Genomic DNA, 15906 nt, shown 5'->3' on the forward strand with positions numbered 1-15906 from the left:
GATATGAAGCCCGACTCTCGAAAGCCCATCCGTATCCGTGCAAGCGAGGTGCGTGAGGTCAGCTCCTGGCAGTTGCCGGATATGAGCGAAACCGAACACGAGCGCCTGATCGCGCTGGCGCAGAAGCGCCCGGAGAAGCCTCAGCCTGAAGTACAGGTGGTTGAGGAGGAGATATACGCCGAAAAATTGACGCTGGCGCAGTGGGAGGAGATCTGCGAAGCGGCCCGTGCCGAGGGGCTGGAGCAGGGGCGCAACGAAGGTCTTGAGGCGGGGCGTAAAGAGGGCTTCGAACAGGGGGTGCAGCAGGGACTGGATGAGGGGCGGGCCCGGATTGACGAGCAGGTCGCTCGTCTGGCGTGCGTTATCGACCAGCTGCAACGCCCCCTTGAACAGCAGGGGGCGGAGCTGGAGACGCAGCTGGTCCGTTTGGTGACGCAGCTGTCCGAGGCGGTGGTGCAGGCAGAGCTGCGCAGTCGTCCCGAGGTGCTGCAGAAAACGATCAGCGGCGCGCTGGCCTGCATCCCTCCCCACGCCGGTAACCCAATACTCGCTCTGCATCCGGATGACCTTCCTTTGGTTCAGCCGGAGGCCGAGCAGCAGGGCTGGGAGCTGGTTGCAGACCCATCGCTCACTCCTGGCGGCTGTGTTTTGCGCGCCGGTGCCTGCCGTGTCGATGCCAGCGTCGAAACGCGATTTGATCAGATAGCCAAACAGTTTCTGGAGCATCTGCTGCCGGCTACCTCCACGAATAGTGACGACGGGGCCACGTCATGAGTACGCTGGCTAGACGGCTCTCCCGTTATCTCGATATCCCCTATCAATCTCCCCGACCCAGTACCGAGGGGCAGATCACCCGTCTTATCGGCCTGACGCTGGAGGCGGTAGGGCTGCGTGTAGCGTTGGGCGATTATTGCCTGGTTGAAGTGGGTGGCGGTCAACAGGCGGAGGCCGAAGTGGTTGGCTTTGCCGGGGATCGGATCTATCTGATGCCGCTGCACAGTATCGACGGCCTCAGCCCGGGGGCGCGGGTGACGCCGAAGGTGGGGGCGAGCCTGGTGCCGGTGGGGCCGGGTTTGCTCGGGCGTGTGATCGATGGTATCGGGCGGCCGCTGGATGGCAAGGGCGCGCTGGATGCCGAGGATATGGTGCCGCTGGCCGGTGAGACGATCAATCCGCTCAAACGTCACCCGATAGAGAAAACGCTGGATGTCGGTGTGCGTGCAATCAACGGCTTGCTGACGGTTGGGCGCGGCCAGCGTCTGGGCCTGTTTGCCGGCAGTGGTGTCGGCAAGTCGGTGCTGCTGGGGATGATGACCCGGTATACCGAAGCCGAGATCACGGTGGTCGGCCTGATCGGTGAGCGTGGACGAGAGGTGCGTGAGTTCATAGACCATAGTTTGGGTGCCGAGGGTATGGCGCGCTCGGTGGTGGTGGCATCGCCGGCGGATGATTCTCCATTGATGCGTCTAAGAGCCGCGCAGTTGGCAACGCGCATCGCTGAGTACTTCCGTGCCCAGGGCAAAAACGTACTGCTGTTGATGGATTCCCTGACCCGCTACGCCCAGGCGCAGCGTGAAATCGCACTGGCCGTGGGCGAGCCGCCCGCGACCAAGGGCTATCCGCCCTCTGTTTTTGCCAAACTGCCCAAACTGGTGGAGCGGGCGGGAAATGGCGAAACCGGCGGCGGCTCGGTGACCGCTTTCTATACCGTGTTGACCGAGGGTGATGATCAGCAGGACCCGGTGGCGGACTCCGCACGCGCCATTCTGGATGGCCACGTGGTGTTGTCGCGAGATCTGGCCGAGCGCGGACACTACCCGGCGATCGATATCGAGGCCTCTATCAGTCGTGCCATGCCGCAGATCGTGGATCCCTCCCACCTGCAGCTGGCGATGCAGATGAAGTGGGCCTGGGCGCGTTATCATCAGAGCGAGGATCTGATCGCGGTGGGCGCCTATGCCCGTGGCTCTGACGCGGAAACGGACCGCGCTATCGATCTGATGCCGGTGCTCAGAGCCTATCTGCAGCAGGGGATGCAGGAACCTATGCCGATGCAGAGATCGGTTCAGGAGTTGGCAGTCATAATGCAAACACCGCCAACCCAGCCTAAACCCGGCCAGCCGGTAGCGGGCGTGCGTCGGGTTGGTGGTGGAGCCTGATGTTGAGGGGTACGTGATATGAAGCGGCGGGTCGAGCGCTTTCAGTTACTGCTTAAGCTGGCGGAGCGTAAACGCAAGGAGGCGGACCGTCTGCTGGGCGAGTCTCAGCAACGGGTTGAGCAGGCCGAAAAAGGGCTGGAGCAACTCAAAGCCTATCAGCTTGAATACCAGCAGCAGTTTACCGAGGCCGGTCGGGGTGGGCTGACCTGCGCCCAGTTACAGACCTATCAGGCGTTCATCGGCAAGGTCAGCGGCGCCGGGCGGCAGCAGCATGAGGCGTTGTTGCAGAGCCGGGCTCAGCTCGAACAGGTCGAGGCATACTGGCGCAAGACCCAGGCGCACTACCGCGCGATGCAGAAGCTGCTGGAGAAAGCGCAAGCGGATAAGCGTCAACTGGATGAGAAGCGTCTTCAGCAGCAGCTTGACGAGCGTTCTCAACATACCCGCTCCGCGTTTATCTGAGCCATCCTTCTGGCAGTTCTCCCCCTCTTCTTTTACCTGTTTATCGGACATGGCCTTGTTATTGCTTATTCGACTGATGGTCGATCAATGCAATAGTTCGAGGAGTGCCCATGCCGGCATCGAGCGTTTCGCTTTCCAGTATCAGCGTCGTTAACGTGGCGGCGGCGTCATCGGCGGCAGCGCCCGCAGGCGCTGGCGTGTCGCAGGGTGCCGGAGCAGAGCACGGCTTTGGGCAGTGGATGCAAAAGATGCAGAGTGCTGGCGGAGCTGCACAGCGTGCCGACGGAGAAAAATTGCCGGAGGAGGGAAAAACTCTGCCCGTCCAGCGGCAACAGGATGACACCCCGCTGAACGCCGAGGTAGAGACCGAGGCCGAAGCGGACGTCAACGTAGAAGCGAAAGCTGAAGCGGCCAGCGATAGTCAGCCTCAAGTCGAGAGCTCTGGCGATCAGGCGGCTGATGCTGAGCCTGCGGCCGGTGATGAGGTAGCGTCAGCCCAGGGCGGCGAGCCGTTGCTGGAGCACGCTGGCGCAGCGGCATCTGAATCTCCTGTGTCGTTGCCGTCTGGTGAGGCTCAGATGGATGACGTGAACCTGGCGGTGGATGCGCAGGCTGCTGGCGCGAGCGGCAACCAGCAAGGGGACGCGGAGGCAACGGCCGAACAGCGAGGCCCGGTTGAAGCTGAGGCCGGTCAGCGGCAGGGCGATCAGGTGACCCACGGTGAATCAACTGAAGCTGTGGTGTCGATGCCTGTTCAGGGTGCGCGGCCGGAGGTGCGCGAGGCGGCGTTGCAGAATCGAGGTCAAACCGGTGAAAAGACGGTGGCTTCGGCTGAAAATCATGGGCAGCAGGTGTCTGCTGTTGCTCGAGGGTTTGGGCGGGAGTCGGAGGGGCAAGGCCCGGTGGTCGACGCTGCCGCTGAGGCGGTGGACCCAATTGCGTCTGTACCGGGTGAGGTAGCCGGCGCGGAAGGCGAGGTGGCAGACGTGTCGAATAGCGGCGCGGTGGAAGCAGCAGCGCCGGCAACTCCGGAGGGTGGGCTGGGCGCTGCCGAAACAGTTGCCGAAGGAGGTGAAGGCGAAGCTGGGGCGCAGCCGGATGGTGATTTGCAGCGTGGGGAGCGCTTTTCGGCGGCACCCGTTTCGGAAAGTGGTGATCTTGATCCGGAGTCGCCTGTAGAGGCAGGCGGGGCTGTCGAGGCGGCGACGGCTGCCGCGGTCAAGCCGGCTGATGCCGGAGACCGGATGCAGAGCGCACGCGATACGGTCGCAAAATCCGATGTTGCTCAGTCCGTTTCGGTGACGAATCAGAAAGCTTCCTCAGCGGGCGGCAGTGAATCTGGAGATGCTGGTAATCAGCAGTTCGCCGGTCAGCCGCGCGATCAGGGTCAGCCTTTGGATCGTGTGTTGTCTGCCGGTGGCGCAGAGAGGGGGGCTAGAGCCCAGGGTGAAGTGGGCTTGCAGGCCGAGACGGGACGGCAGCCAGTGGTGAACGGTGCTGAAACGGCCGGATCCAGGGCGGCCAATAGTCCTGTCACACCCCCTGTGCAGCCTGCGCTGAATAACGCCAGTACCGAGATGATGAGTGCTGCGGCGATGCAGCGGCTGCAGGACCCGGCCTGGAGTCGGGCCATGGGGCAGCGGGCCGTGATGATGGCTCAGTACGGCCCAAAAAGTGCCGAGATCAAGCTGGATCCGCCCGAGCTGGGTGCCATGCAGATACGTATCCGCGTGTCCGGTCAGGACCAAGTCAGTGTCAGTTTCAGCTCTCCTCATCCGGCGGTTCGAGATGCGATCGAGCAGCAGATGCCGCGTTTGAGAGAGATGTTTGCCGAGCAGGGGCTCGAGTTGAGCCAGTCGTCGGTGTCGGATCACTCCGCTGAGGGTGGTGGCGATGAGTCGTCGCAAGCGCGGGGGCGCGGCGGTTCTGGGAACTATTCCGGCCTGGATGATGGGGTGGAGTCGACGCCGGGAGTGCAGCGGGTGGCGGTTGGTCTTGTCGACTACTACGCCTGATGCTTCAGACCTAAAATCAGTGTGTTATATTAGTTGCCTGATTTGATCGGGCGGGCAGATGTTCTTGCCCATTCGGCATGGTAACGAGGTAGCAATGGCTGAGGATGCTCAGAGCCAGGTTGAGGGCGAAAGCGGTAAAGGGTCCAGAAAGAAGCTGATTATCATCATCGCCATAGCCGCGCTGTTGCTGCTTGGTGGCGGTGGTGCAGCCGCATTTTTTCTGTTGTCCGGCGGAGAGGATGCGACCGTCGAAGCGGTGGAGCCGGTCCGCAAAGAGGCGCTGTATACCAAGGTGCGTACGTTGGAGGGGAGGCCGATGTTCGTGGTGACCCTGCAATCGGATGATGGTCAGCGCCACTATATGCAGGCCTACGTGGAGGCCAAGAGTCGCGATCAGGAGGTGGTCGATGCACTTGAGTTGCATATGCCGCTGGTTGTGGCACGGCTTAATACGCTTTTCTCTACTCAGAAGTTCGAAACGCTGATGACCATCGAGGGTAAGCGTGCACTCAGGCAGCAGGCGGTCGAGACCGTGCAGTCGATTATGCAGGACAAGATCGGTCGTCCCGGTGTCGAGTCGATCCTGTTTACCAATCTGGTCATGCAGTAAGCGGGGGCGGCCGTATGTCGGTTAAAGATCTACTGTCGCAGGATGAGATCGATGCGCTGTTGCATGGGGTCGACGACGGCGATGTAGAGACGGCCGAAGAGGAAGCTTCGGAAGAGGAGGGTGGGGTTCGTAGCTACGACCTGGCCAGCCATGAGCGCATCGTGCGCGGCCGGATGCCGACGCTGGAGATGATCAACGAGCGCTTCGCCCGCCATACCCGAATCAGCCTGTTCAACCTGCTGCGCCGAACCGCGGATGTGACGGTCGGCGGCGTTCAGGTGATGAAGTACGGCGACTATATCCACACCCTCTACGTTCCCACCAGTATGAATCTGGTCAAGGTCCACCCGTTGCGGGGCACCGGCCTGTTCATCATGGATGCCAAGCTGGTGTTCAAGCTGGTCGACCAGTTCTTCGGTGGTGACGGCCGTCACGCCAAGATCGAGGGGCGAGAGTTTACCCCCACCGAAACCCGTCTGGTCAATAAAACCCTGCAGCAGCTGTTTATCGATCTGCAGGAGGCTTGGCGGCCGGTGATGGACCTGCGGTTTGAACACGTGGGCTCGGAGGTGAACCCGGCGATGGCCAACGTGGTCAATCCGACCGAAGTGGTGGTGGTGAGTACCTTCCAGGTCGATCTGGAGGGCGGGACCGGCGAGCTTCACATTACATTGCCCTATTCCATGCTGGAGCCGATCCGGGAGACGCTGGTGTCGGGTTACCAGAATACCGAAGATCAGCAGGACGAGCGCTGGCGCACGGCGATGAATCGTGACGTGCTGCTGGCGCCGTTGGATATCAACCTGATCATTGCCGAGTGCGAGATGACGTTGCGTGATGTGATGCAGTTCGAAGCGGGCGATATCATTCCGGTCGAACTGGATGAGAAGTTGACGCTCTATGCTCATGGGATCCCTGTCTATAACTGCCAGCTGGGTACGTCTCGTGGTAATCTGGCAATCAAGGTATTGGAGCCGTTCAAGCAGCCTGATTAGCCGCGGAGAAATATAGCGTGAGTGACGAAAACAACGATCTGGATCAGCAGGCCCTGGCGGACGAGTGGGCCGCGGCGCTGGAGGAGCAGACGGGGAGTGCCGAGGGTGGCGTAACCGACTCCGGTGCCAAGGCGGTCGATCTCGACGAACTTAAGGATGAGTCGATTCCGGTTGATGATCCCAAGCTGGATGTGATTCTCGATATCCCGGTGCGCATGACCATGGAGGTCGGCGGTACCGAAATTCCTATCCGCAGCCTGCTGCAGCTAAGTCAGGGATCGGTCATCGAACTCAATCGGGTCGCCGGTGAGCCTCTGGATGTGAAGATCAACGGCACACTGATTGCGCACGGTGAAGTGGTGGTGGTCAATGATCGATACGGAATTCGCCTGACCGACGTGATCAGTCCGCAGGAACGTATCCGGCGGTTGAAGTAATGCGCGCGCTAGCCACCGTCGCAATGCTTATTGCTGCGCTCCCCCTGGTTGCCGGCGCTGCGGAGACCGCCAGCTCTGCCGTTAAAATGTCCGATCCGATCGGTGCCGGCGCTGTTTTCGAGCTGGTGCTGGGACTGGTTGCCGTGATTGCGCTGATCCTGCTGTTGGCCTGGGTAGTCAAACGGATCAACGTGCTGCCGGGGCAGCGATCCGGCATGCAGGTAGTGGCGGTGCTGCCCTTGGGGCAGCGCGAGCGTGCCGTACTGGTGCAGGTCGGTGAGCAGCAGCTGCTGTTGGGGGTCGGCGCCTCTCAGGTGACGCTACTGGAGCGTTTCGATACTCCGGTTATCGAACCCGGGAGAGCGCCTGAAGGTGCCTTCGCCAAGCGGCTTCAGGATGTGATGCGTCAACGCGGCAGCATCGCCGCCCCTCGGTCGGAGTCGGATGCCTGATGCGCTGGTTGTTATTACCGCTGCTGATACTGAGTTCGACCGCCTGGGGGGCGGATCAGGGCATCCCGGCCGTAACCCTGGTGACCGGCGAGGATGGCACCGCCAACTACAGCGTGACGATACAGATCCTCGCGCTGATGACGCTGCTGACCTTCCTGCCGGCCATTCTGATGATGATGACCTCCTTTACCCGGATCATCATTGTGCTGTCTATTCTGCGCCAGGCGCTCGGTTTGGCGCAGGCGCCGTCGAATCAGGTCCTGCTCGGGCTGGCGCTGTTCCTGACCCTGTTTATCATGACGCCGGTGCTGGACAGGGTGAACGAACAGGCGGTTCAGCCCTATCTCAACGAAGAGCTCAGCACGCTGGACGCGGTCAAGGCTGCCAGTCAGCCGTTTCATCAATTTATGGTCGGCAATACGCGCGAGAACGATCTGGATCTGTTCATGCGCATCTCCAATACGCCGCCGGTGGCGTCTCCCGAGGATATTCCGCTGCGGGTGCTGGTGCCGGCCTTCGTGACCAGCGAACTGAAAACGGCGTTCCAGATCGGGTTCATGCTGTTTATCCCGTTTCTGGTGATCGATATCGTGGTGGCCAGCGTGTTGATGGCGATGGGGATGATGATGCTCTCCCCGGTCATCATCTCGCTGCCATTCAAGATCATGCTGTTCGTGCTGGTTGACGGTTGGGCGATGGTGATGGGGACACTGGCTGCCAGTTTCGGAATGTAGGAGGTCGCGATGACAACCGGTATGGTGCTGGATCTGTTTGGTGGTGCGCTCTGGCTGGTGGTGTTGATCGTCACCGCGATCGTGATGCCGGGTCTGCTGGTCGGCCTGATTGTGTCGATTTTTCAGGCCGCGACCCAGATCAACGAGCAGATGCTGAGCTTTCTGCCGCGCCTCATTGTCACGCTGCTCGCGCTGATGGCCACCGGGCCCTGGATCGTGAACCAGCTGATGGAGCAGTTCAATTTCATGTTTACCAACATCCCGCGACTGATCGGGTAGCGCCATGCAGTTCGACCTGGCGCAGATCGAGGGTATGGTGGCGACGGTGCTGTTGCCGCTGTTCCGCGTCGCGTCGATGTTGATGACCATGCCGATGATCGGTACGCGATTGGTGCCGATCAGGGCCCGCTTGGGGCTGGCACTGGCGATTACCGCCGTACTGGTGCCGGTGGTGCCGCCGATGCCGACGTATGACGGGCTTTCGTTGAGGATGTGGTTGCTGATAGCCGAGCAGGTATTAATTGGTAGTGTGCTGGGCTATACGCTCAATCTGCTGATGGAAACCTTCGCCCTGGGTGGGCAGATGATCGCCAACCAGATGGGGCTTGGCTTCGCCTCGATGACGGACCCCGCCAACGGTACATCGGTGGTGGTGCTCGGACAGTTTTACCTGATGATGGTGATGCTGATGTTCCTGGCCATGGATGGGCATCTGGTCGTGATCGAGATACTGGCCAAAAGTTTCGAGGTGCTTCCGGTCGGCCAGACGCCCAATCTGTCCAGTCTATGGGGGCTGGTGTTGGCGGGCGGATGGTTGTTCTCGGCGGGGCTGTTGATGGCGTTGCCGGCGGTCACCGCGTTGCTGGTGGTTAACTTTGCCTTCGGCGTGATGACCAAGGCGGCGCCGCAGCTCAATATCTTCGCAATCGGGTTTCCCTTCACCATGCTGCTTGGCATTGTCATTGTCTGGGCATCCTTGAGTGGCTTTCTGGGACAGTACGAGAGTATCGCTTCCAGAATCCTGGAGTTGATCTCCAGCCTCGTGCAGGGGGCTGCTCGCAGTGGCTGACGAGAGCGGTCAGGAAAAAACAGAAGAGCCTACGTCGAAACGCCTTCAGGATGCGCGTGAAAAAGGCGATGTTCCCCGATCCAAGGAGCTGACGACCACCGCGTTGCTGATGATTGCGGGCTTTGCGGCATTGATATTTGGCAGTCAGATCGCCGTCGATATGATGTCGATGATGAAGGGCAACTTCGCGCTGGATAGAAAGGCGATCAGTGATCCGTCGCAGATGATCGAACACCTGGTGCGGTCGCTGGTAGATGGCTTTCTGAGTCTGTGGGGGCTGTTCGTGCTGCTCGCCATCGTCGCACTCGTCAGTCCTATTGCCCTGGGTGGCTGGAATTTCAGTGGCCAGGCACTGCAGCCCAAGGGGAGTCGTATCAATCCTCTCTCCGGCCTCAAGCGTATGTTTTCGTTGAATGCCCTGGTTGAACTACTCAAGGGTACGGCCAAGTTTTTGGTGGTCGGTACTGTGGCGATACTGGTGCTGATGGTCGACAGGCCGGAGATCGCCTCTCTGGCCAAGCAGGCGATCGAACCTGCGATTGGGCATGCGGTCGAGATCGTTGTCTGGTCGTTTCTGGTGATGAGTGCGGCGATGATTCTGATCACCCTGGTCGATGTGCCTTTTCAGCTCTACAGCTACAACAAGAAGCTGAAAATGACGCTGCAGGAGGTCAAGGATGAGATGAAGAACGCCGAGGGTAAGCCGGAGGTCAAGGGCAGGATCAGGCAGATGCAGATGGAGATGTCCCGACGTCGGATGATGAAGGAGGTCCCGGAGGCCGATGTGGTCATTACCAACCCGACGCACTATTCGGTCGCAATTCGCTACGATCCGGAGCGGGGCGGAGCGCCCTTCGTGGTGGCGATGGGGGTGGACTTCGTTGCGCTGAGGATTCGTGAGATCGCCCAGGAGCATGACGTACCGATCTTGGCCTCGCCGGCGCTGGCGCGTGCGCTCTATTACGCCTCCGAACTGGGTGATGAAGTGCCGGTCGGGTTGTACAAGTCGGTTGCCCAGGTGCTGGCCTATGTGTTCCAGCTTAAACGTTATCGGCAGCGACTCGAGAGTGAAGAACCGGTGGCGCCGGAAGAGAATGAGATCGAAATACCCAGTGCCTTTCGGGTCGATCCTGAATAGTTGGCGAAGATTTTGCTTAATCTATTGTTGATCGATCATTTTGCGTCAAAAAATTGGTGATTAAAGCTCATATTGGCTGTCTTTCGGTGCTGGATGCGCCTCCGGATACCCATCGATGATCTAATCGTCAATTTATTGTCGTTTTGGGGGGCGTTTGGACCGTACAGCCATCATCACTAATGCTCGCAGCCTGGCAGAGGGGAATCTCGGTATTCCGCTTCTGCTGCTGGTTCTTTTGGCGATGGTGACGCTGCCGATGCCGCCGTTTCTGCTTGACGTCTCCTTCACCTTCAATATCGCCCTGTCGATCGTGGTTCTGCTGGTAGCGATCTATGCCCTGCGACCGCTCGATTTTGGGGTGTTTCCTACCGTTCTGCTGGCTGCAACCTTGATGCGTCTGGCGCTGAACGTGGCTTCGACCCGTGTCGTGTTGCTCTATGGCCATGAGGGGACAGGTGCCGCCGGTAAGGTGATCCAGGCGTTCGGTGATGTGGTGGTGGGCGGTAACTACATTGTCGGCGTAATCGTGTTCATGATCCTGGTGATCATCAACTTCGTCGTGGTGACCAAGGGGGCCGGTCGTATCTCCGAGGTGAGTGCCCGCTTTACCCTCGATGCGATGCCCGGTAAGCAGATGGCCATCGATGCTGATTTGAACGCCGGCCTGATCAGTCAGGACGAGGCACGCGAGCGGCGTAGTGAGGTGACCCAGGAGGCGGACTTTTACGGCGCGATGGACGGTGCCTCGAAATTTGTGCGTGGTGATGCGGTCGCCGGCATCCTCATTCTGGTGATCAACCTGTTCGGTGGTTTCGGTATCGGCATGCTGCAGCATGGACTCAGCTTTGAGCTGGCGCTGCAATACTATGCGCTGTTGACCATCGGTGATGGTCTGGTCGCGCAGATCCCCTCGCTGCTGCTCTCGACGGCGGCGGCGGTCATGGTGACACGTGCCAACTCCTCCGAAGCGATGGGGCAGCAGGTGTTTCGGCAGATGTTTGCCTCACCGCGTGCGCTGTATGTGTCCGCTGCCATTCTGACCATCATGGGTATAGTGCCCGGCATGCCGCACTTCGCATTCCTCTCTTTGGCTGCCGCTGCAGCAGGGGCAGCCTGGTATATAGGTCGTGAGGAGCAGCGACGTAAGGTGGCAGCAGAAGAGCAGTCGGTGGAGAAAGCACCGGCAGACACGGCAGCGAGCGAAGAGACGCGGGAGCTGGGTTGGGATGATGTGATGCCGGTGGATATGATCGGCCTTGAGGTCGGGTACCGGTTGATCCCGATGGTGGACAAGATGCAGGGCGGGCAGTTGCTGAACCGCATCAAGGGAGTGCGCAAGAAGTTGTCCCAGGAGTTGGGTTTTCTCGTGCCATCGGTGCATATCCGCGATAATCTCGATCTGCTGCCCGGCGCCTATCGGATCACCATGATGGGGGTTATTGTCGGCGAGGCGGAGATCTATCCGGATCGAGAGCTCGCCATCAATCCCGGCCAGGTGTTTGGCAAGATCGACGGTATCGCAGTCAAGGATCCCGCCTTTGGTCTGGACGCGATCTGGATAGAGAAGCCGCAGAAAGAGCGGGCGCAGACTCTCGGCTACACTGTAGTCGACGCCAGTACGGTGGTGGCCACGCATATCAACAAAGTGCTGCACAGCCACTCCCACGAACTGCTGGGGCATGAAGAGGTGCAGCAGTTGCTGGATATGGCGGCGAAGAAATCACCGAAGCTGGTTGAGGAGCTGGTGCCCAAAAAACTGTCGATCAGCGTGTTGCTCAAGGTGCTGCAGAATCTGTTGATGGAGCAGGTGCCGCTGAAAGACTTTAGAACCGTTCTCGAAGCGCTGGCTGAGGCGGTGAACCGTACCCAGGATCCGTTGGCGCTGACCGCCTCGGTGCGCATTGCGTTGTCGCGGTTGATCGTGCAGACGATAAATGGCGCCAGTCAGGATCTGCCGGTGATTACCCTGGATCCGCCGCTGGAGCAGATGCTGCTGAGCTCCATGCAGCAGCGCCAGCAGGGGGAAGAGGGGCTGGTGCTGGAGCCCGGCATGGCGGAGCGACTGCAGAAATCGCTGGCCCAGGCCGCGCAGAGCCAGGAAGTGAAGGGGCAACCTTCGGTGCTGTTGGTTTCGGCGCCGATACGGCCATTGCTGGCCAAGTTTGTGCGTTACGGGGAGCAGCAGGTACATGTGCTCTCATACCAGGAGATACCCGAGAACAAGAATGTCACCATAGTGGCGACCGTCGGGGGACAAAATGGCTAACAGTTTTCCGCTTGTCGGCCGATAAGGGACGAATATGAAAGTAAAACGCATATTTGCACCAGACATGCGTCAGGCGATGCGACGAGTCCGAGAGGAGGTCGGTCCTGATGCCGTAATCGTATCCAACCATCGAGTGGCCGGTGGGGTGGAGATCGTGGTCGCGCGCGAGGACGAGTACGAGGCGGCGCAGCATGAGCTCAAGCGCGAGCGCGAGCGGCGGCGTGAGGAGCAGGTGCGAATCCTGACGTCGGCGCGCGCACAGGCGGCGCGTCAAGGTGGTTTGGATGCCGAGCTTGAACGCGCGCGGCTCGATATCGCCAAGGCTCAGGAGGGTGTGTCCCGCTCGGAGGTCAGCCGAAGCGCCAACCGCCAGTTGGCCGAAGATGAAGAGCTGCAGTCGATTCTGGAGTCTCTGCGTGCCCGGCAGCGGGAGCGGGCGGCTGCCGGTCTGGATGACGAGCTGGCCGGACCTGATGTTCCCGCACAGCCGCGTGCGAAAGCGAGCAGGTCGGTGCAGGCTCCGCCGAAAGTGCAGGCTGGGCTTGAGGATGGCGATGATGAAGAGCATCTGCTGATTCGCAATATGCAGGATGAGATACATCAGCTGCGTGCGCTGCTTGAGCAGCAGCTCGATGCGCGCGCAAGCGAGCCGGCTCGGCGAGCGCCGTCTCCGGCCAGGGCTCGGGCTGCCGAGCCGGATCTTGCGCCTCCTGCATCGCCTTCCGCTGGTCTCAAGGATCAACTTGAACGCCGGTTTGAGCGTCTGGGCCTGGGAGGTCGTCTGTCCCGCTCTCTGCTGGCGTCCATCGAGCCCAATCTGGCGATCGACAAGGCCTGGCGTAATGCGTTGGCGCGTTTGGCCGATTCGATCCCGGTTGTCGGTGAGGAGATGATCGAGCGCGGTGGCATGCTGGCGTTTGTTGGTCCCACTGGTGTCGGTAAAACGACCACCATCGGCAAGTTGGCAGCACGCTATGTGTTGCAGCATGGCAGCTCGAGTCTGGCGCTGGTGACGACGGACAGCTTCCGCATCGCGGCGCATGAGCAGTTGAAGACCTTCGGTCGAATATTGGATGTGCCGGTGCGTGTGGTGGATGAAAACCACAGTCTGGAAGAGGTGTTGAAGTCCCTGAGCGGCAAGCGTCTGGTGCTGATCGACACGGCCGGGATGAATGCACAGGATCCCGCCGGGCAGTTGCAGCTGGAGATGCTGGAAGGGGTCTCGATGAGGATCAAGAAGCTGCTGGTGCTCTCCTGTTCAAGTCAGCGGCAGTTGATGGAAAGTGCCTGGCAGACATACTCGTCGTTGGGGTTGAACGGCTGCGTGCTGAGCAAGATGGATGAGTCGGGCAGCCTGGGTGAGGCGCTGACGCTGGCGGTGGAGAAGCAGTTGCCGATCGCTTATGTCGCCGATGGTCAGAAAATTCCGGACGATATAGGGATTGCGCGTCGACATGACCTGGTCAGTCGGGCAGTGGTAACGGCGCAACGCGAGGGTGAGCGCAGCAGGTCGGGCAGGGAACGCCTGCACCGGGCCGGCTGATAGCAGAGTATGAATATGAAGCAGTCACACCCGGTTAAGGTCGTTGCCGTTACCGGCGGTAAGGGCGGGGTCGGCAAGACCAATGTCTCGGTAAACCTGTCGGTGGCATTGGGCGAGATGGGGCGGCGTACCGTGTTGATGGATGCGGACCTGGGGTTGGCCAACGTCGATGTCATGCTGGGCTTGCGGCCGAAACGCAATATTGCCGATGTACTCAATGGCGAGTGTACCCTGAAAGAGGTGTTGGTGAGTGCCGGGGAGAACTTCTGGATCGTACCGGCCTCGTCCGGTACCCAGGAGATGACGGCACTGAGTGCTCATCAGCACGCTGAGCTGATTCACGCCTTCAACGATATAGCTGACGACCTTGACGTGCTGGTTGTCGATACCGCGGCAGGTATTTCTGAATCGGTTGTCAGTTTTATCCGCGCGGCACAGGAGGTGCTGGTGGTGGTCTGCGATGAGCCGACCTCGATCACCGATGCGTACGCCTTGATTAAGTTGCTCAGCCGGGATTATGGTATGAGCCGATTCCGGGTGCTGGCCAACATGGTGCGTACCGAGGCAGAGGGGCGCAACATGTTCAGCAAACTGCTGACCGTTACCGACCGCTTCCTTGATGTCACGCTTCAATACCTTGGCTCAATCCCTTATGATGAGTCTGTGCGGAAAGCTGTTCAGAGACAAACGCCTGTTTTAAAAGCGTTTTCAACGAGTAAGTCGGCAATCGCATACAGGCAGCTCGCCAACAAAGTAGATGAATGGCCTGTTCCCAGGACATCCAGGGGGCATCTGGAGTTCTTTGTTGAGCGTCTGGTTCAAGGTGTATAGGTAAGGGCGTCACAGTAGCCTCCATGTATAACCAGCTGGATTTCAAATCAGGCCAGGAGCTTGTGGAGCAGTACGCACCACTTGTGAAACGGATCGCCCGGCACCTCATGGCCAGGCTGCCCTCCAGTGTGGTGCTGGACGATTTGATTCAGGCCGGCATGGTGGGGTTGCTGGAGGCGACGGCCAAGTACGACCCGGGTAAGGGTGCCAGCTTTGAGACCTATGCCGGCATCCGCATCCGTGGCGCCATCATAGACGAAGTGCGCCGGGGGGACTGGACGCCGCGTTCGGTACACCGTAACGGTCGCCGGGTCAGTGAAGCGATCATGCGTGTCGAAGCGCGTACCGGTCGGGATGCCGGCGATGCTGAAGTTGCGGCTGAATTGGGCATCAGCATCGATGCCTATCATGCGCTGCTGCAGGATTCAGCCGAGAGCCGTCTGTTCAGTTTCGATGAGCTCTCCGAGTCCGATGAAGATTCGCCGGGGGAGCAGTTTGTGGCCGATGATCCTGGCCCTGCTCAGGCATTTCAGGGCGGCGCCTTTCAAGGTGCGCTGGCCAAGGCGATCGAGGGGTTGCCGGAAAGAGAAAAACTGGTGTTGGCGCTTTATTACGATGAAGAGCTGAACCTTAAAGAGATAGGACAGGTGCTCGGGGTTACCGAGTCACGGGTCAGTCAGATACACAGTCAGGCTGCAGCAAGGCTTCGTTCCAGGCTGCGTGACTGGCAGTAAGAAGCCTCTGGCTTCATGGGCGCTAATGAGTAGTGTTAATAACCGGGGGAACCTGTCTTGAAAAAAGACACCAAGATTCTTGTCGTCGATGACTTTTCTACGATGAGACGCATCATCAAAAACCTGTTGCGTGATCTGGGGTTCACTAATGTGGAAGAGGCCGATGACGGTAAAACCGCACTGCCGATTCTGAAACAGGGCCGAATCGATTTTCTGATCACCGACTGGAACATGCCGGGTATGACAGGTATCGATCTTATTCGCGAAGTGCGTGCAGATCCTAACCTGGCACACATCCCTGTGCTGATGGTTACCGCAGAGGCAAAACGTGAGCAGATCATTGCTGCCGCACAGGCAGGGGTGAACGGTTATGTTGTCAAACCCTTCACGGCGGCTGTGCTGAAAGAGAAAATCGACAAGATTTTCGAACGCCTGCAGGACTGATTGAGGCTGAGGAACGC

Annotated in this window: 17 protein-coding genes; all 17 read left to right on the plus strand. The window is 59.7% G+C overall.

The window, feature by feature from the left end; genetic code table 11:
• Positions 1-3: 3 nt before the first annotated feature.
• The 17 genes from KQ940_RS14880 (at position 4) to cheY (ending at position 15889) form a co-directional block, all read left to right on the plus strand.
• Entirely contained in the window at positions 4-774 is a 771-nt protein-coding gene (locus tag KQ940_RS14880) for a flagellar assembly protein FliH (RefSeq protein WP_217414528.1), read from the plus strand.
• On the plus strand, positions 771-2159 hold the full coding sequence (gene fliI / locus KQ940_RS14885; protein WP_217414529.1) for a flagellar protein export ATPase FliI: 1389 nt from the start codon (positions 771-773) through the stop codon (positions 2157-2159). The genes KQ940_RS14880 and fliI overlap by 4 nt, the downstream gene beginning before the upstream one ends.
• Positions 2160-2177: 18 nt before the next feature.
• On the plus strand, positions 2178-2621 hold the full coding sequence (gene fliJ / locus KQ940_RS14890) for a flagellar export protein FliJ (RefSeq protein ID WP_217414530.1): 444 nt from the start codon (positions 2178-2180) through the stop codon (positions 2619-2621).
• A gap of 110 nt (positions 2622-2731) precedes the next feature.
• Positions 2732-4636, plus strand: coding sequence for a flagellar hook-length control protein FliK (locus KQ940_RS14895; RefSeq protein WP_217414531.1), 1905 nt, complete (start codon positions 2732-2734; stop codon positions 4634-4636).
• A gap of 94 nt (positions 4637-4730) precedes the next feature.
• Positions 4731-5246 carry a flagellar basal body-associated FliL family protein gene (locus KQ940_RS14900; RefSeq protein WP_217414532.1) on the plus strand — a complete coding sequence of 172 codons (516 nt, stop codon included), beginning with the start codon at positions 4731-4733 and terminating at the stop codon, positions 5244-5246.
• A gap of 14 nt (positions 5247-5260) precedes the next feature.
• Positions 5261-6241: a flagellar motor switch protein FliM gene (fliM, locus tag KQ940_RS14905; protein WP_217414533.1), complete on the plus strand. Its 981-nt coding sequence runs from the start codon at positions 5261-5263 to the stop codon at positions 6239-6241.
• 17 nt (positions 6242-6258) lie between these two features.
• Positions 6259-6678, plus strand: a complete 420-nt coding sequence (fliN, locus tag KQ940_RS14910; protein ID WP_217414534.1) for a flagellar motor switch protein FliN — start codon at positions 6259-6261, stop codon at positions 6676-6678.
• Positions 6679-6701: 23 nt separating this feature from the next.
• Positions 6702-7130 carry a flagellar biosynthetic protein FliO gene (fliO, locus tag KQ940_RS14915; protein ID WP_246590101.1) on the plus strand — a complete coding sequence of 143 codons (429 nt, stop codon included), beginning with the start codon at positions 6702-6704 and terminating at the stop codon, positions 7128-7130.
• A complete protein-coding gene (gene fliP / locus KQ940_RS14920; protein WP_217414536.1) occupies positions 7130-7864 on the plus strand; it encodes a flagellar type III secretion system pore protein FliP in 735 nt (244 codons plus the stop codon). The genes fliO and fliP overlap by 1 nt, the downstream gene beginning before the upstream one ends.
• 9 nt (positions 7865-7873) lie before the next feature.
• A complete protein-coding gene (gene fliQ / locus KQ940_RS14925) occupies positions 7874-8143 on the plus strand; it encodes a flagellar biosynthesis protein FliQ (protein WP_217414537.1) in 270 nt (89 codons plus the stop codon).
• Between the two features lie 4 nt (positions 8144-8147).
• The gene (fliR, locus tag KQ940_RS14930) at positions 8148-8933 is read left to right on the plus strand and encodes a flagellar biosynthetic protein FliR (protein WP_217414538.1); all 786 of its coding nucleotides are present in this window, start codon (positions 8148-8150) and stop codon (positions 8931-8933) included.
• A complete protein-coding gene (gene flhB, locus KQ940_RS14935) occupies positions 8926-10071 on the plus strand; it encodes a flagellar biosynthesis protein FlhB (RefSeq protein ID WP_217414539.1) in 1146 nt (381 codons plus the stop codon). Before fliR ends, flhB begins: the two co-directional genes overlap by 8 nt.
• 154 nt (positions 10072-10225) lie before the next feature.
• Positions 10226-12337, plus strand: coding sequence for a flagellar biosynthesis protein FlhA (gene flhA / locus KQ940_RS14940; RefSeq protein WP_217414540.1), 2112 nt, complete (start codon positions 10226-10228; stop codon positions 12335-12337).
• 34 nt (positions 12338-12371) lie between these two features.
• Positions 12372-13880: a flagellar biosynthesis GTPase FlhF gene (gene flhF / locus KQ940_RS14945; protein ID WP_217414541.1), complete on the plus strand. Its 1509-nt coding sequence runs from the start codon at positions 12372-12374 to the stop codon at positions 13878-13880.
• A gap of 15 nt (positions 13881-13895) precedes the next feature.
• Entirely contained in the window at positions 13896-14711 is an 816-nt protein-coding gene (locus KQ940_RS14950; protein WP_217414542.1) for a MinD/ParA family protein, read from the plus strand.
• Positions 14712-14734: 23 nt separating this feature from the next.
• Positions 14735-15445: an RNA polymerase sigma factor FliA gene (locus KQ940_RS14955; RefSeq protein ID WP_217414543.1), complete on the plus strand. Its 711-nt coding sequence runs from the start codon at positions 14735-14737 to the stop codon at positions 15443-15445.
• Positions 15446-15502: 57 nt separating this feature from the next.
• On the plus strand, positions 15503-15889 hold the full coding sequence (cheY, locus tag KQ940_RS14960; protein ID WP_188751052.1) for a chemotaxis response regulator CheY: 387 nt from the start codon (positions 15503-15505) through the stop codon (positions 15887-15889).
• Positions 15890-15906 lie beyond the last annotated feature (17 nt).

Origin of the sequence: Marinobacterium ramblicola (assembly GCF_019084545.1) — a bacterium.
In the GTDB taxonomy this organism is placed as follows: Bacteria; Pseudomonadota; Gammaproteobacteria; order Pseudomonadales; family Balneatricaceae; genus Marinobacterium_D; species Marinobacterium_D ramblicola.

Coding starts and splice junctions, on each gene's coding strand:
- fliM (WP_217414533.1), top strand. CDS start 5,261: ATGTCGGTTAAAGATCTACTGTCGCAGGATGAGATCGATGCGCTGTTG.
- KQ940_RS14895 (WP_217414531.1), top strand. CDS start 2,732: ATGCCGGCATCGAGCGTTTCGCTTTCCAGTATCAGCGTCGTTAACGTG.
- KQ940_RS14955 (WP_217414543.1), top strand. CDS start 14,735: ATGTATAACCAGCTGGATTTCAAATCAGGCCAGGAGCTTGTGGAGCAG.
- fliQ (WP_217414537.1), top strand. CDS start 7,874: ATGACAACCGGTATGGTGCTGGATCTGTTTGGTGGTGCGCTCTGGCTG.
- fliP (WP_217414536.1), top strand. CDS start 7,130: ATGCGCTGGTTGTTATTACCGCTGCTGATACTGAGTTCGACCGCCTGG.
- KQ940_RS14950 (WP_217414542.1), top strand. CDS start 13,896: ATGAAGCAGTCACACCCGGTTAAGGTCGTTGCCGTTACCGGCGGTAAG.
- KQ940_RS14880 (WP_217414528.1), top strand. CDS start 4: ATGAAGCCCGACTCTCGAAAGCCCATCCGTATCCGTGCAAGCGAGGTG.
- fliJ (WP_217414530.1), top strand. CDS start 2,178: ATGAAGCGGCGGGTCGAGCGCTTTCAGTTACTGCTTAAGCTGGCGGAG.
- KQ940_RS14900 (WP_217414532.1), top strand. CDS start 4,731: ATGGCTGAGGATGCTCAGAGCCAGGTTGAGGGCGAAAGCGGTAAAGGG.
- fliI (WP_217414529.1), top strand. CDS start 771: ATGAGTACGCTGGCTAGACGGCTCTCCCGTTATCTCGATATCCCCTAT.
- fliR (WP_217414538.1), top strand. CDS start 8,148: ATGCAGTTCGACCTGGCGCAGATCGAGGGTATGGTGGCGACGGTGCTG.
- fliO (WP_246590101.1), top strand. CDS start 6,702: ATGCTTATTGCTGCGCTCCCCCTGGTTGCCGGCGCTGCGGAGACCGCC.
- flhF (WP_217414541.1), top strand. CDS start 12,372: ATGAAAGTAAAACGCATATTTGCACCAGACATGCGTCAGGCGATGCGA.